We start from the raw sequence: 16,412 nt of genomic DNA, 5'->3' as shown, positions 1-16,412 counted from the left end.
CTTGTTTTAACTTGTATATACAAGGTAGGATGAATGATGTGTTTTTAAACAGCAATGACATTATTGTCTAAAAAACCGAGAGCTGCTGATATGGCCCAAGCAAAGTTTGCCCAAATAAAACAATTCATTTTGAGCCGTATTGAAACGGGCGAATGGCAAGAAAACGACCGAGTGCCGTCTGAAAATCAGTTAACTGAATTGTTTGCCTGTAGCCGTATGACAGCAAGGCGGGCGTTAACTGAACTGGTTGAATCGGGCGTGCTAGAGCGCACTCAAGGAGTGGGCACTTTTGTGGCAGGTTTAAAGTCGCAATCGTCATTGCTGGCTATTCGTAATATTGCCGACGAGATAAAAGACCGTGGCCATGGCTACAGTGTTAACCAGCTTGAATTGACACAAATTGAGGCCAGCACTGCGGTGGCTAATGCTCTGGGGCTGGAATTGGGCAGCCCTGTATTTTATTCGGTGTTGGTACATTGCGAACAAGGCTTACCATTACAAGTTGAAGAGCGTTATGTGAACCCACTGCTTGTGCCTGATTACCTACAACAAGATTTTAGTTCACATACTCCACATGAATATTTATCGGCGGTGGCACCACTGACAGAGGCTAAACATACCGTTGAAGCCATTATGGCTAACGAGCTGTTACAACAACGTTTAGCCATTGCGGCAACGGAACCCTGTTTACAAATTTTACGTCGTACTTGGTCACGCCAAGGAGTGGTCAGTTTTGCTCGTTTAGTTCATCCGGGCAGCAAATTTAAACTAGGCGGCCATTTAACCTTTGCGCGTTAAATGGTGGTATCGAAAATGAAAACCGTAAGACATTAAACATAAACAACAAGACCAATAAAAAACCAAACTGAATAAACTCAGTTGAAGAGGAACATATGGATAAACGACACGATCCAAGCCGTCGCATTATTGCGCCGCACGGTACTCAATTACAGTGTAAAAGTTGGCTAACCGAAGCCGCGATGCGCATGTTAATGAACAACTTACACCCTGATGTTGCCGAACGCCCAGAAGATTTAGTGGTGTACGGCGGCATTGGCCGCGCCGCGCGCGACTGGCAAAGCTACGACAAAATTATTGAGGTGCTTAAACGCCTTGAAGACGATCAAACCTTATTGGTGCAGTCTGGTAAACCTGTTGGGGTGTTTACCACTCATAGCAATGCGCCACGGGTCATTATTGCTAATTCAAACCTAGTGCCACATTGGGCTAACTGGGAACACTTTAACGAACTGGATAAGAAAGGTTTGGCCATGTATGGCCAAATGACTGCGGGTTCGTGGATTTATATTGGTTCGCAAGGCATTGTGCAAGGTACTTACGAAACGTTTGTCGCCATGGCTAAACAGCACTTTAATGGCTCGTCAGCGGGTAAGTGGATTTTAACCGGCGGTTTAGGCGGCATGGGTGGCGCACAACCACTGGCTGGTACTATGGCGGGTTATTCGGTATTAACCTGTGAAGTAGATGAAACCCGTATCGATTTTCGCATGCGTACTGGTTACGTCGACAAAAAAGCCACTTCATTAGATCAAGCATTAGCGATGATTTACGCAGCAAACCAAAGTGGCAAGCCTGTTTCAGTCGGCTTATTAGCCAATGCTGCCGATGTGTTTACTGAGCTAGTGACCCGCGGCATTGTGCCTGATGTGGTAACCGATCAAACCTCCGCACACGACCCATTAAACGGCTATTTACCTCAAGGCTGGAGCTTAGAATACGCTGCTAAAATGCGTAAAACTGACGAAGCGGCAGTTGTTAAAGCGGCGAAGCAATCAATGGCGGTGCAAGTTAGAGCAATGTTGGCATTGCAGGCAGCCGGTGCAGCAACCACAGATTATGGTAACAATATTCGCCAAATGGCCTTTGAAGAAGGCGTAACGAATGCGTTCGATTTCCCTGGGTTTGTACCAGCATATGTACGGCCGTTATTTTGTGAAGGTATTGGACCATTCCGTTGGGTAGCCTTGTCTGGCGATCCGGAAGATATCTACAAAACAGATGCCAAAGTCAAAGAGCTGATTCCAGATAATCCGCAGTTACACAATTGGTTAGACATGGCGCGTGAGCGTATTGCGTTTCAAGGTTTACCTGCACGCATTTGCTGGGTCGGACTTAAAGACCGTGCCCGCTTAGCGTTAGCCTTTAATGAAATGGTCAAAAACGGTGAGTTATCGGCACCGATTGTTATTGGCCGTGATCACTTAGATTCTGGCTCAGTTGCCAGCCCAAATCGTGAAACCGAGGCCATGTTAGACGGCTCTGATGCGGTGTCAGATTGGCCATTAATGAATGCCTTACTCAATACGGCTAGTGGTGCAACTTGGGTGTCATTGCATCATGGTGGCGGCGTTGGTATGGGCTTTAGTCAACATTCTGGGGTGGTGATAGTGGCCGACGGAACCGATGAAGCTGCGGTACGTTTAGGCAGAGTATTGTGGAACGACCCTGCTACTGGGGTAATGCGTCATGCAGATGCTGGCTATGACATTGCAAAAAATTGTGCCAAAGAGCAAGGCTTAGACCTGCCAATGTTAGGAGCTTAATCCATGTCGACTTATTCATTTGAACTTATTCCAGGTACGCTGACATTAGCGCAGACTCGTGCGATCAGCCGTAATAGTGTCAAGCTGACCCTTGCGAAAGAAGCGATTAAAGACATTAATCAAAGTGCTGAAATCGTCCAGCAAGTATTACGTGAAGGCCGTACTGTTTACGGTATCAATACTGGCTTTGGCTTGTTAGCCAACACTAAAATTGTTCCAGAAGATCTGCAATTATTGCAACGCTCTATTGTATTGTCCCACGCAGCTGGCATTGGTAAATACATGCAAGATGCTACCGTGCGCTTAATGATGGTTTTAAAAATTAACTCATTAAGCCGCGGTTTTTCAGGTATTCGTTTAGAGGTTATCGAGTTTCTCATTCAGCTAGTGAATGCCGGAGTGTATCCGTGTGTGCCAGAAAAAGGCTCAGTCGGGGCATCGGGTGACTTAGCGCCATTAGCTCACATGTGTTTACCTTTGTTAGGTGAAGGCGAAATGAGCTATCAGGGGCTGATTATCTCAGCAGTGGAAGGTCTTGAGATTGCTGGGCTAAAACCTATTGAATTAGCAGCCAAAGAAGGGTTAGCGTTACTGAATGGTACGCAAGCCTCAACAGCGCTGGCGCTTGAAGGTTTGTTTAATGCAGAAGACTTGTTTGCCGCCAGTTCAATTATTGGCGCCATGAGTGTTGAAGCCGCTATGGGCAGTCGTAGTCCGTTTGATGCGCGCATTCATGCTGCGCGTGGACAAAAAGGCCAAATTGACTCAGCAGCCATTTTCCGTCATTTGCTCACTAACGAATCGGAAATTAGCCTAAGTCATACCAATTGCGAAAAAGTGCAAGACCCATATTCACTGCGCTGTCAGCCACAGGTATTAGGTGCGTGCTTAACCCAAATTCGTCAAGCAGCAGAAGTGCTTGGCGCTGAGGCAAACGGCGTTACTGATAATCCATTGGTGTTCCAAGATACGGGCGATATTATTTCGGGCGGTAACTTCCATGCCGAACCCGTTGCGATGGCGGCTGATAACCTCGCGATTGCGATTGCTGAAATGGGCTCAATTTCGGAGCGTAGAATGGCGTTGTTGATTGATTCTAGTTTGTCTAAGCTACCGCCATTTTTAGTGGATAACGGTGGGGTAAATTCTGGCTTTATGATTGCTCAGGTCACCGCGGCTGCACTTGCATCGGAAAACAAAACCTATGCACATCCTGCCTCGGTAGACAGTTTGCCGACATCGGCAAACCAAGAAGATCATGTGTCGATGGCGACATTTGCCGCACGACGTTTACGCTACATGAGCGAAAATACCCGTGGAGTATTGGCTATTGAGTTGTTAGCTGCTGCGCAAGGGTTAGACTTTAGAAAGCCTTTGCAACCAAGCGCCGCCGTAGCAATGGCCAAAGCCGAGCTTCGTGAAATAGTGACGTTTTATGATAAGGACCGTTATTTTTCACCTGATATTGAGAACTCGGTCGACTTGTTGTATAGCGCCAGTTTTAACCGATTGCTACCGCAGGGCATGTTACCGAGTTTTTAATTGAGTGAAACTACATGTCATGAACAGGATATGTTTAGAGTAATTTGACAAAGGACCGCAAGGTCCTTTTTTATTGTCTTTTATTGCCATCGCATCAAAGCTAATTTTTGTTTAATCTTGTTTGGGTATACTCACATTCATTGCAACTGTTAACATAATCATGAAAATAGTAACTTGCATTAAATTTATCATCTTGACCGATAGAGTCGATGTTTCGGTAACGTTATACATCAACACCATGCATAATGAGCACACTGATAAGCCTGTGAATGTTTGCTTGCATTTATGCGGTTTAATTTACGTCTTTTGATTGAGTAAAGGGCAAACGTAGCTAAGGATTTGTTTGTGAATACAGAAGTGCGGATTGAAATTGCGGCTTGGTTAACCCGTTTGGGTATTAATAGCCAACCATCGGATGGTGTCGCGACATCGATATTAATTTTGGCTTGTGTGATTGTGGCAGGTTTAAGTTATTACATTACCCATCGATTTGTAGTTCACGGTGTGAATGCAGTGATCCGCCGGTCTTCGGTCACTTGGGACGATATTTTCATGCGCTTTAATGTGTTTGAACGTCTCGCTATTTTGATCCCCATTTTAATCCTCGATTTATTGATCCCTATTGTGCTCACCGAGCATGAGTTGATCAGCGCTTTTATTGATCGTTTCCTTAGCGCGTTGTTAGTGTTTTTTATTATTCGAGCTGTGTATAGCGGGTTAAATGCGATTGATGAAATTGCTGATATTAATCATGTTAATCGCCGTTTACCGGTAAAAAGTTTTGTTCAGTTGACTAAGTTATTCCTATTTTTTATTGGGTTAATTGTTGTTTTTGCCATTCTAGCCGACCAGTCGCCTATTTATTTCTTTAGTGGTTTAGGTGTTGCTACCGGTTTGGTCATGTTGGTGTTTCGAGACACCATTTTGGGCTTCGTTGCTGGGATTCAGCTTGCTGCTAACCGCATGGTGAGTAAAGGCGATTGGATCCAAATGGATAAATACGCTGCAGATGGCGCAGTTGAAGATGTAACGTTGACCACAGTTAAAGTACGAAACTGGGACAATACCATCACCATGATCCCAGCTTATGCATTGGTGTCAGATGCATTTAAGAACTGGCGCGGCATGTCCGAGTCGGGTGGTCGACGGATTAAGCGATCAATCAATATCGACGTAAATAGCATTCAGTTTTTGACCGATGACGAACGTATCCGCTTAGGCAAAGTCAATTATTTGAAAGAGTATTTACCACAAGTGTTCAGTGAAATCAGTGTTGCCAATGCCAACGTGAGCGATATTGATATGAAGGTGAATGGCCGCCGCTTAACTAATATCGGAACATTCAGAGCATACTTACAAGAGTATTTACGTCGTCATGACAAAGTACATAAAGACATGACCTTAATGGTAAGGCAGCTAGCACCAACCACTGAAGGTTTGCCGATAGAGCTGTATATTTTTACCAATGACATTCGCTGGACCTACTATGAAGCAATTCAGGCAGACATTTTTGACCACATTTTTGCCGTGCTACCTGAGTTTGGTTTGCGTGCATTCCAAAACCCGACAGGTACAGACCTTCGCAGTATAAAGCAATGGACCGAACAGCATTGATAAGCTGTCTGATAGGCGATATCTGCAGTGGTTAAATTATTGGTATTAGTATCATTGCTGTTGCTGTGGTCGGCGATGCCCGTGCAAGCTAATTGGTTTAATGACATCAATAGGCAAGTTCGCTCAATAGGCGCTGCAAAACCAGTGACAGCCGAACCGTTAACCGCCGCAGAGTTAGCTGATTACCCAACAAGCTACCACTTTGAACGTGTAATAGTACCGAGCCATCAAACCCCGCTGTTTGTGCTACAAGCAGGGCTTGAGCACCGTGACACCGTTGTTCTTATTCACGGCTTAGGGGAGTTGGCTTCTAAAGACTGGTTAACGGTGATTCCTGCGTTAGCAAAGCAGTATCATGTAGTTGCTATCGATTTACCTGGTTTTGGTCTATCGCAAGGTGCTGTATTTACCTATTCACCTAAAGAATATGCCAAGGTGATCGATTGGGTTATTAGCCATTATCGCCATCCCAATGCTCAGGTACATCTTGTGGGACATTCGATGGGGGCGGCGATTAGCTTATACTATGCTAGCCAGTACCCCGGCAAAATTGAACAACTTGTGCTGGTAGATGCTGCTGGTATTTTGGACCGGACTGCCTACTTAAAACAGATTTCGAAGCGAGATATAGCTAATAGCGAATTACCACAAGGCTTACGCCGAGTGTTAGCGCGGGTTGATAATTTTGCAGATAAGATACTTGAGAAAACCGGAACGGGGTTAGATCCAACGAAATGGTTAAGTCGTAATGAGTCTATTCGTAATATTACCATTGGCGAACAAACCAACACTAATGCGGCATTAGCATTAATGGAACAAAACTTCTCAGTGCTTAATTACCAACAGATGCCCACGACGCAGTTAATTTGGGGCGCCGATGATCAAGTTGCGCCACTGCGTACCGCTGAAGCACTGCTGCATGTATTACCTACTGCACAGCTAAAGGTTATTGCTGGTGCAGGGCATGTACCGATGAAGTCTCACCAACACATCTTTAATCAAATGTTATTAACGGGTCTAGCATCGACTTCTCCTTCTAATGCTAAAGCTTTGGCTCGTGATCAACATTCAGAAAATAGCAGTCAGCGTATTGGCAAATGCTATCAAGATAGCCAACAATATTTTTCTGGGCATTATGATCAGCTCTTTATTGAAGACTGTAAATTGGTGTTCATTGACAATGTTGATGTCAACCAACTCACGATGAGTGATTCGATTGTAACAATCAAGTCTAGCCACATAGGCGTGCAGCAGAAAAAGATGAAGATCACCCGCAGTACTATTAGCGCCACAGACACTGACTTTTTGGGTGAGATTAACAGTACTCGCAGTAGGTTTGATTTAGCTGGGGTAACCTTTTGGGGTGAGTCTCCGGTGTTCATCTCGCAAGAGTCGACTCGGCTAGTGCTATCTTTAGTGCGGATCCATACGCCAACGCATGTTATACGTTTAGGCGGCAGCTACGTGTTAGCCGCTGAGAGTTTAGAAAACGTGTTATAAAAAACGCTGAATACTGTGTAAGACACTTCTTGTATATCCAACACTGTCGCACTTCTGATTAATCAATATAAGCTAATTGAGCGTTATTTATTTCAGTGCTATTTCTGCTGATAATCAGGAACCATTTTTGGATGATAACCTTTGATTGAACGGTAAAAATCCATTAACTGATTTATTTCGCGTTCAATATCTCCCGTCGGTCTTAACGGTTTGGCAATCACAACCGCTTTGCGGCCAAAATCTAATCCGATTGGCACTATATCAACATCCGCTTTGGCTGCAATATGATAAAAACCACTTTTCCAGCGGGTTACTGGGCTACGTGTCCCTTCAGGAGCTAAGGCCAGTTTATACCGTGGATCTTGTTGGAATAACAGCACCACACCATCAACTAAGTTATTGTATTTACGTCTATCGACAGGGCTGCCGCCCATGGCGCGAAAAAGCCATCCCCAAGGCGGAATAAACAGCTGATGCTTACCTAAAAAGTGGATTTTGGTGCCTAAGGCACTGCGGGCGATAATACCAATGATGAAATCCCAGTTACTGGTATGTGGGCCAACAATAATGACGCATGGCTTAGTTTTATCGAGTTGGCCGTCAAATTTCCAACCCAGTATTTTGAGTAATCCTAAGCAAAGTGAACTGAACATAGTGTGATCCCAATCATTGAGCTTTATAAAGCTTCTTGTTATTTCAATTTGTCAGCCAAACTGGTGTGGTTAATTGACGTTAATTTGTTGCTGGCATCTGCTGATGCGTATTTTAGCTGATGTGTTATCAGCATAGCCTGCAATCGTACTAATTTCATGCTTAACCTCAATTGAGCTAAGGCATGAGATAAATGTGATTAGTTATGTTGCTGCAAACTTGTCATTGGCTAGCTATTGACGCGTTATTTCATCTTGTTAGCAGAATAAATAACAAGTTTGATAGCGATAGTGACTAAGATTGTGTTTTTTATTATGACCTCCTGAACTCTTATCTCGAGTTCAGGTTAACTAATATGTTGCGCTAATGAGTGGTTGGCTTATCAAACTCGGCTATGTGTTTTGCTTCGTCTAGAATAACCCGTTCTAACTCTGCTTCTGATTTCATCCGCTCAAAATCAAACTTCATCCGTTGTTGTTTTGGTAACTCTTTACGTGCTTCCATGATGGGATGGTTTCTAATTAGCTCATAATGGGTAAACAGGTTAGGGAAGTCTGCCATAACTTGTTCTGATAAGGATAATGCATCAAATAGTTTACCTATGCGCATAACGCCTTCAGACAGTTCACAACGGTCTTCTAGCATTGCTGCTGCAATGTAACGGATATCAGTCAGTATTTGCTGTCTACGCTCGTCGGCTTTAGCCTTACGTTCAGAAAGTGCTTGTTGGTTAGCTTGTGTTTTACGTTTAAGCGTTAACAGTAAGTGTGCTGCGTAGGTAGCAAGGGCAACAATAATGAGTAAAGCAATAACGATGGCGGTTGTAGACACAATTTATCCTTTTTTGAATACAAAACTGGCGCGATATGCGCCAGTTTTCTGATATCAAACCAAGAAATAGCTTGGTATTACTTTCATCGAGCAGATTAATCTTTCTGCTGATAATCTTTAAGCAGATCGGCACCTGATTCAAAACGATTTAATAGTTCATCATCGCTCAGTTGCTTTTTAGGGCTTTGTGTTGGTGTATCATCACCTTCAGTAAGGCCTAAGCTCAACATCAGTTGCTCAATTTTGTCTAACTGAACATTCAACCACTTTTGATCAGTGTCAGATAAATCACGACCTTCTTCAAGTTGGTCAAGTAACTGATTTAGTCTTGGATCGTCTTCAAGTTTCAATAACTTCTGTTCGTCAGTCAGTTTAGGCTGCTTAGGCTTAACTACTAATGGCGCAGTAACCGTTGTTGGTAAAGTGAGTGCCACCGGCTTTTTGCTGCCATGACGTACATCTTTACTCTTAACCGAAGTGTTACCAGATGCTTGTTTAAGCAACGTTTCATTGTGACGGCTGCCTGATTTACGGCCGGTTTCAGATTTTTTACCATCGACCGCGTTGCGATCAACTTTTTTTACTCTAGGTGCAAACTTAGCGCCGTTTTCGCCGCCTTTGCGAGTTTTTTTACTGCGAGCCATGATGTTCTCGTTAGGTTTTCTAAACACGTCCTTGCAGAGCAATTTCTACAAGGCACTAAATAAGGATGCGCTTTATATCAGATTTTGATGATTTTTGCATCAAAACCAGATCTTTCGATGCAAATAATAGCTCAAAATCACTATTTAATGCTAAATATTCGAATGTCTGTTGCTGATAAAAGCTTACATGAGTTGGATTGTTTTTGTAATGCCATTTAGCAAAATGGTCTTGATCGGTCAATAAAGGTGTACTTATTGCTAACCAGCCATTGGGCTTAACCAGCTGATTGAGTAACTTCCATTCACGGTGTGGATGACGAAAGTGTTCGAATACCCGGTAACAACATACAAAATCATAGCTATGTTTCAGTACCGACTGATCTGCAGCAAAGAATGGGTCGTACTGATTAACAAGATGACCAGCATCAACAATGGATTGCCTGCTCTGTTCGTCAAGTAAGCGGCCAAAATTAAGGCCAGTTAACGCGCCGCTCTGTTGCTGAGATATTTGGCCTAATAGTGGCAGTATAAATTGCGATAATGGTTTTTGATTCGACGACTTTTGTGCTCGACCGTAACGCTGACGCTCAATATCGGGCATAAGATGTGATTTTGGGTTAGCAAAGACTAAGCCACAGCGTTCGCAGATGTAGAAAGCTCTTTTTTTGTCTTGAACAAAAAATTGAGCACAATGATTACAGAGCGGGCATACATTCATCAAATACAGCAGTACCTAGGTATTGACTTAATAAACGATTATATAGCGTATACGGTTAATTTAAAGTAAGTATTTGAAATGAAGTTGATATTGAGGCCATTTAAGCATAAAAAAAGGCGACAGTATAAACTGCCGCCTCGTAAAATAGTGCTTAACGCACTTTATTCTGATTCCAAGTATCCGTACTTGCTATGTGACTATCCCGGTCAGATCTTTATTTATTTTGCTTTCCATGCCGTTTTTAATTGTTATTGGTCATCAATGACGCTTTTTTATATTCTGTTGCCGTCCTGACTACAGCTTCCGTAGATGGTCTTCAATGACGCATCATTATCCTAATTGTCTTCAATGACATTAGTTAACCATCCTTGTTACTTTATACCTTCGAGCGATAAAGCTTCCAGCGGGTGCATCCTCAGCAATAAGCTTTGTTTGCTATTATTTGAATCCTTCAAATAATACTCTGGGCTATCAGTCACTCTGTTGTGTAAGGCAGTGCTAAATAGCATGTCGACCAATCGGTCTATTCCTTACAAATTTTACGACCTGTATTTCAAAATGAAATCTCGACTCATATTGTTATTATTAGTGAGTGGTCTTAAATTATTATTATTATGAATTATCTTTATTCTTATATCTTAAATGTATCTGTCCGAAACCTGCTTGATGTTATTAGATTTATATTACAAACAGCTGGGTTTACCTCGGTACGGGGTGTATTTAACGCTAAAAGTGTGAACGCTGTCAAGTAATAATCGATGAAGTTGACGTCAACGTAAACTTTGAAGTGTAAAAAATGGGCTCGAAAGCCCATTTTTTATTGTCTAATATTTCGTAGTATTAGTTCTTAATGCTTGAAATATATTTAGATAATGCATCGATATCGGCATCAGATAACTTTTTAGCTACATCTTGCATCATGCCGTTTAAATCATTGTGACGACTAGCATCACGGAATTTTGTTAGCTGAATTTTGATGTAGTTAGCATGTTGACCACCAACAGCAGGGAAACCAGCAGCTTCTGCGCCCTCACCTTCAGGTCCATGACATGCAACACATGCCGTAATACCACGAGCGGCATCACCGCCTTTGTACAGTTTTTCACCTGCGGCAGGTACATCGGCAACGTCGGCGACAACTTTTACTTGGCTAGCGAAGAATGCTGAAATGTCAGCAATGTCTTCATCGCTTAGACCCATTGACATACCGATCATGATTGGGTCCATACGACCTTCAGCACCACCGGTTTTAGCCGCTAATCGGAATTCTGTTAATTGTTTTTCAAGATATGCAGGGTGTTGGCCTGCTAATTTAGGATACATATCAATCATGCTATTGCCGTCAACACCGTGACAGGCAGAACATACGATTGCTTTAGTTTTGCCTACTTCAGCATTACCTTCAGCCATAACTGGTGATGACATAGCGGCGACTACAGACAGCGCAAGAGCTAACTTTTTCATGGCGTTCCAACTTCTAGTTAATTTATTGTCCTGAGCTTACTAGGAAGACCCGCAAGCGTGGTAAAATGTTTTTCCAAGCGCTTTGATGTAGTTTACGATGCTAGTGAAGAGCTAGATCATTTATGACTACATCACACATATTAGCGTTGCTTGGGTATATAATGTGATCAGGCTAATATTTTACACGAAAACGTGCAAAAGTAAGCAATTGTTAAAAATTTATGGTAATGCGTTTACTAGAAGTAATTTAATTGGAGTTAAGAGTGACAGATTCTCGTATCGATTTCCGTAGGGCTAAGTTTTTAATCAGTGCGCCAGATATTGCGCATTTAGATCAGTATCTTCCTGGGGATATCGGGGTGGAGATTGCATTCGCTGGGCGCTCTAATGCCGGTAAGTCCAGCGCGTTAAATGCGCTTACTGAACAAAAAAGTTTAGCTCGAACCAGTAAAACACCGGGTCGAACCCAATTGATCAACGTGTTTCAGCTAGATGATGATCGCCGTTTAGTCGATTTACCTGGCTATGGTTTTGCGCAAGTTCCTTTAGCATTAAAACATAAGTGGCAAGAGGCGCTTGGCGAGTACCTACAAAAGCGCGCTTGTTTAAGTGGCGTGGTGGTATTGATGGATATCCGTCATCCATTGAAAGATCTCGATATGCAAATGATTGAATGGGCAGTATTAAGTAACATTCCAGTATTAGCATTATTAACCAAATCGGATAAATTGACTCAAAGCGTCAAAATGAAAACTGTTAATGATGTGCGTGCAGCCTTAAAAGAGTTTGGTGATAAGGTGCAAGTTGAGACGTTGTCATCGCTAAAAGGCACCGGTAAACCCAAAGTGCTGAGCATCTTAAACGATTGGTGTCATCCTGAATGGTTAGCTGAGCAGAAGGCTGAGCAAGCGTCAGCGTCGGAGTTAGCACCAGAATAGTAGTCGAGTAGTATGATATAGATTAGCAAAACCAAGAGCCGGCAGCGATGTCGGCTTTTTTGCGTCTGTGTTTTCTATATTGTAACAATGATGATTTTTAAGCAAAAAAAAACCGATAACCAAACGGCCATCGGTACAAATAAATTAGCTCTTTTGGGGAGAAGCTAAATTCAACAAGACTCAAGTGCCATCAACTCAATTTGATGACGCTCAATGACGACATAATAACTGTTTTTTAATCAATATTAAAGTATTTACTCTAAATATTTTTAATGATGAAAAAAAAATCAAAAAAAAGCCCCAGCAACCTAAGTTGCTGGGGCGCCGAATTTGGCTAGTCACTATCGCTAGTGAAATAAAGGTTTGAAAGATTGAACATCTTAACCTCTGTACCCTACGACGAATATAATAGCTTATTCGCCTTAAAATGAAAAACTGTTTTTCATAAAAAGATACAATAACTGTGACTGCAAACCCAAAATAGTCTTTATTTGCCGCTTAGAACGATGAAACTGCGTCATTATTTATCGTTAAATTAGTCATTGAGACATCGGTTGAGTCATAGTTGGAGGCTTAGAGGATAGGGGGTTTATTGCGCTAAACGTTCATTTCAGTCCATTTTTGTTCAGTTTAGCCATAGTTACAATGTCCAAATAAAAATACCGCATTCTAATGAATACGGTATTTATGTTTTTAACTACTGACGTTTATTTTACCAACATAACCTAAGTCAATGACTAGTGGGCTTCATCCCAATTGTCGCCAATGCCAGCCTCTGCTAATAAGGTCACATCTAATGATGCTGCTTGTGCCATTAAGTCACACACTTTTGTTTTGAGGGTTTCAGCCTGGGCCTCATCGACTTCAAACACTAATTCATCGTGTACTTGCATAATCAGGGTAATTTCACCTTGAGTGTCTTGGTTAATCCACTGGTGAATGGCTATCATGGCTTTTTTGATGATGTCTGCTGCTGTTCCTTGCATCGGAGCGTTAATCGCTGCACGTTCAGCTGCCTGACGACGCATTGCATTACGGTCGTTGATTTCAGGCAAGTATAAACGACGTCCGAATAATGTCGATACATAACCTAATTCAGCTGCGATGGCTCGGGTTTCTTCCATGTATTTGAGTACACCTGGATAGCGAGCAAAATACGTGTCGATATACTTTTGTGCTTCATTGCGCGGAATATCTAGCTGTTTGGCTAAACCAAACGCAGACATTCCATAAATTAAGCCAAAGTTAACCGCTTTAGCGCGGCGACGTTGCTCGGTGGTGACTTCTTCAAAGTGCACCCCAAATACTTCTGCTGCGGTAGCTTTATGAATATCTTTGCCTTCTGCGAATGCGGTTAGCAAGCCTGCATCTTGAGACAAATGAGCCATGATCCGCAGTTCTATTTGCGAGTAATCGGCAGCTAAAATTTTACGACCTGCAGGGGCAATAAAAGCTTGGCGAATACGACGACCTTCTTCAGTACGGATCGGAATATTCTGTAAGTTTGGCTCACTTGATGACAAACGACCCGTTGCAGCATTTGCTTGGTGATAACTGGTATGCACTCTGCCAGTTGTGGCATTAACCATAAGTGGCAGTTTGTCAGTATAAGTGCTCTTTAATTTGGCTAGGCTACGATGTTCAAGAATAACTTTAGGTAAAGGGTAATCAAGAGCTAGTTCGATTAACACATCTTCTGCTGTTGATGGTGCACCTTTAGGGGTTTTCTTCTTTATTGGATAACCTAGTTTTTCAAAAAATAGTGTTTGTAGTTGCTTTGGTGAAGCTAGGTTAAATTTTTCCTCGGCAATTTCGTAGGCTTTATTTTCTAGGTCATCAAGCTTTTTGGCTAACTCACCACTTTGCTGGCTAAGTAGCATTGAATCAATCAATACGCCTTGACGTTCTACATCAGACAATACTTTAATTAACGGTAATTCTAGCTCATTAAATACACTGGCCAGTTCTGGTTCTTTTTCAAGCCTTGGCCATAGATGTTGATGTAAACGCAGGGTGATATCGGCATCTTCAGCGGCGTATGGCCCAGCAATATCCAAATGAACTTGATTAAAAGTCAGTTGCTTTGCGCCTTTGCCAGCGACTTCTTCAAAACTAATATTTTTATGGCCAAGGTATTTTAACGCTAAACCGTCCATGTCGTGACGCGATGCGATTGAATTAAACACATAGGATTCGAGCATAGTGTCAAAGCGTATACCTTTGAGGCTAATACCTGCGTTGGCTAAAATACTCATATCATACTTGAGGTTTTGACCTACTTTTTGCGGTGTATCGCCTTCAAGGATCGGACGTAGTTTTTCAAGCGCGCTGGCTTTATCAATTTGCAGCGGCGCATCAAGGTAATCATGCGCTAAAGGTAAATAGGCTGCTTTGCCTGCTTCGGTAGCAAATGATAAACCAACAAGTTCCGCTTCCATGTAGTTGAGACTGGTGGTTTCGGTATCAATCGCTATCAGTTCGGCGCTGTTAAGCTTTTCAATCCATTTATCAAGCGCTTCCATGGTCAGAATCGTTTCATACTCAGCTTCAATGGTTGGCGATACGATGACCTCTTCTTCGCTATCTTGGCTGATGGTACCGCGGGGTTGTTTATTATCGAGTACTTCTGCTAACCAACGTTTGAATTCCATTTCACCGAAGGATTTAATGAGTTCATCACGGTCTTGAGGCTTGACTGTCATTTGATGCCAGTCTTGTGCTAACTCGACATCGGTTTTAATGGTCGCCAGTTCATATGACAGCTTTAACATGTCGGCGTTTTCGATGATTTTAGCCGGCATGGTTTTTGAGCCTCTAAAGCCAACTTCAACGACGCTTTGTGGGTCAGCTAAAATATTTTCTACACTTCCCATGCCAAGCAACATCGCCAGCGCGGTTTTCTCACCAACCCCAGGTAAACCTGGAATGTTATCTGACTTGTCGCCCATGAGAGCTAAGAAATCGATTATTCTATCGGGACCGACACCATATTTCGTTTTGACCTCTTCAGGGCCCATAATGGTATCTGTCATGGTATTGATTAACGTGACATGCTCATTCACTAGCTGTGCCATGTCTTTATCGCCGGTACTGATTAATGTCGCCCGGCCTTCTTTACTGGCTTGAAGAGCGATGGTTCCGATCACATCATCGGCTTCCACACCAGAAATACTGATCAAAGGTAAACCCATTGCGTGAATGATTCTGTGTAATGGTTCTATTTGATTACGCAGATCATCGGGCATAGGTGGGCGCTGGGCTTTGTATTCACCGTACATATCGTTGCGGAAAGTTTTGCCTTTAGCATCAAAAACAACAGCGATATGGCTAGGGCTGTAACGGCTTAATAAACTACGAAGCATGTTAACAACACCGTAAACCGCGCCTGTTGCTTCACCTTTTGAATTGGTTAAATGAGGCGGCGCATAATAAGCGCGATAAAGATAAGATGAACCATCAACTAAGATGAGCGGGTTATTGGGAATCGTTGGCATAATTAATATTCGTGTTCAGTATTTTGCGAGACTAATAGGATGACATTATACCCACAGCACCTCAAGATGCTTGTGAGATTGTCAGTTATTTACCCAAGATAGTGATCAATAACCGTAACGTTTGACTCGTTGTGCATCTAGTGAGGTTTTGTGGGCAATTTTATAGAGAAAAGCCAACAATCAGCCACACCAAAAGACTCTCAGCCTGTGGATAAGTCTGTGAGTGAATTAATCAACGTTGTTGGATAGATTTTCTTACGGCTTGAAACGAAATCAGTAACTAGTTGAGTTATATGTTCTTTTTTTATTTTTGTGAGCTAAATATTATTTCTAATAAATATTACTAATTTGTGGACTTTTTTATTGATGTCAGTTAAGTCACAATCGAATTCAGTGATGTTTTATGACTAAAAAAAAGGCATCTAGCAAATTCGACGTTCTAAGTTAGCACG

General features: G+C 42.5%; 12 protein-coding genes. 6 read left to right on the top strand and 6 right to left on the bottom strand.

All coding sequences use genetic code 11. The features are described 5' to 3' along the window. The first annotated feature begins 90 nt into the window (after positions 1-90). The 5 genes from hutC (at position 91) to SFRI_RS20305 (ending at position 7,220) form a co-directional block, all read left to right on the top strand. Positions 91-798: a histidine utilization repressor gene (gene hutC, locus SFRI_RS20325; protein WP_041413835.1), complete on the top strand. Its 708-nt coding sequence runs from the start codon at positions 91-93 to the stop codon at positions 796-798. A 95-nt stretch (positions 799-893) separates the two neighbouring features. Next, positions 894-2,564, top strand: coding sequence for a urocanate hydratase (hutU, locus tag SFRI_RS20320; protein ID WP_011639362.1), 1,671 nt, complete (start codon positions 894-896; stop codon positions 2,562-2,564). A 3-nt stretch (positions 2,565-2,567) separates the two neighbouring features. Continuing rightward, positions 2,568-4,106 carry a histidine ammonia-lyase gene (hutH, locus tag SFRI_RS20315; RefSeq protein ID WP_011639361.1) on the top strand — a complete coding sequence of 513 codons (1,539 nt, stop codon included), beginning with the start codon at positions 2,568-2,570 and terminating at the stop codon, positions 4,104-4,106. 345 nt (positions 4,107-4,451) lie between these two features. Then, positions 4,452-5,720 (top strand): mechanosensitive ion channel family protein, encoded by a 1,269-nt coding sequence (locus SFRI_RS20310; RefSeq protein ID WP_011639360.1) that lies wholly within the window; start codon positions 4,452-4,454, stop codon positions 5,718-5,720. Positions 5,721-5,747: 27 nt separating this feature from the next. Continuing rightward, positions 5,748-7,220 carry an alpha/beta fold hydrolase gene (locus tag SFRI_RS20305; RefSeq protein ID WP_041413256.1) on the top strand — a complete coding sequence of 491 codons (1,473 nt, stop codon included), beginning with the start codon at positions 5,748-5,750 and terminating at the stop codon, positions 7,218-7,220. 98 nt (positions 7,221-7,318) lie between these two features. Here SFRI_RS20305 and SFRI_RS20300 read toward each other — a convergent pair whose 3' ends face one another. From SFRI_RS20300 to SFRI_RS20280, 5 genes are all read right to left on the bottom strand, one after another. After that, positions 7,319-7,873: a lysophospholipid acyltransferase family protein gene (locus SFRI_RS20300; RefSeq protein ID WP_011639358.1), complete on the bottom strand. Its 555-nt coding sequence runs from the start codon at positions 7,871-7,873 to the stop codon at positions 7,319-7,321. Positions 7,874-8,234: 361 nt separating this feature from the next. Continuing rightward, positions 8,235-8,702, bottom strand: coding sequence for a DUF2489 domain-containing protein (locus SFRI_RS20295; protein WP_011639357.1), 468 nt, complete (start codon positions 8,700-8,702; stop codon positions 8,235-8,237). Positions 8,703-8,797: 95 nt separating this feature from the next. Continuing rightward, positions 8,798-9,346, bottom strand: a complete 549-nt coding sequence (gene yihI / locus SFRI_RS20290) for a Der GTPase-activating protein YihI (RefSeq protein WP_011639356.1) — start codon at positions 9,344-9,346, stop codon at positions 8,798-8,800. Between the two features lie 55 nt (positions 9,347-9,401). Further along, entirely contained in the window at positions 9,402-10,064 is a 663-nt protein-coding gene (locus SFRI_RS20285; protein WP_011639355.1) for a methyltransferase domain-containing protein, read from the bottom strand. A gap of 840 nt (positions 10,065-10,904) precedes the next feature. After that, positions 10,905-11,528: a c-type cytochrome gene (locus tag SFRI_RS20280; RefSeq protein ID WP_011639354.1), complete on the bottom strand. Its 624-nt coding sequence runs from the start codon at positions 11,526-11,528 to the stop codon at positions 10,905-10,907. A gap of 263 nt (positions 11,529-11,791) precedes the next feature. On the opposite strand from SFRI_RS20280, the gene yihA reads away from it, so the two are divergent. Next, positions 11,792-12,466 (top strand): ribosome biogenesis GTP-binding protein YihA/YsxC, encoded by a 675-nt coding sequence (gene yihA, locus SFRI_RS20275; RefSeq protein ID WP_011639353.1) that lies wholly within the window; start codon positions 11,792-11,794, stop codon positions 12,464-12,466. A 737-nt stretch (positions 12,467-13,203) separates the two neighbouring features. Here yihA and polA read toward each other — a convergent pair. Continuing rightward, entirely contained in the window at positions 13,204-15,960 is a 2,757-nt protein-coding gene (polA, locus tag SFRI_RS20270; RefSeq protein ID WP_011639352.1) for a DNA polymerase I, read from the bottom strand. Between the last annotated feature and the right edge of the window lie 452 nt (positions 15,961-16,412).

Origin of the sequence: Shewanella frigidimarina NCIMB 400 (assembly GCF_000014705.1) — a bacterium.
Classification (GTDB): domain Bacteria; phylum Pseudomonadota; class Gammaproteobacteria; order Enterobacterales; family Shewanellaceae; genus Shewanella; species Shewanella frigidimarina.
This window is presented reverse-complemented; position numbering and strand designations above follow the sequence as displayed.

Coding starts and splice junctions, on each gene's coding strand:
- hutC (WP_041413835.1), top strand. CDS start 91: ATGGCCCAAGCAAAGTTTGCCCAAATAAAACAATTCATTTTGAGCCGT.
- hutU (WP_011639362.1), top strand. CDS start 894: ATGGATAAACGACACGATCCAAGCCGTCGCATTATTGCGCCGCACGGT.
- hutH (WP_011639361.1), top strand. CDS start 2,568: ATGTCGACTTATTCATTTGAACTTATTCCAGGTACGCTGACATTAGCG.
- SFRI_RS20300 (WP_011639358.1), bottom strand. CDS start 7,873: ATGTTCAGTTCACTTTGCTTAGGATTACTCAAAATACTGGGTTGGAAA.
- yihI (WP_011639356.1), bottom strand. CDS start 9,346: ATGGCTCGCAGTAAAAAAACTCGCAAAGGCGGCGAAAACGGCGCTAAG.
- SFRI_RS20285 (WP_011639355.1), bottom strand. CDS start 10,064: ATGAATGTATGCCCGCTCTGTAATCATTGTGCTCAATTTTTTGTTCAA.
- SFRI_RS20280 (WP_011639354.1), bottom strand. CDS start 11,528: ATGAAAAAGTTAGCTCTTGCGCTGTCTGTAGTCGCCGCTATGTCATCA.
- polA (WP_011639352.1), bottom strand. CDS start 15,960: ATGCCAACGATTCCCAATAACCCGCTCATCTTAGTTGATGGTTCATCT.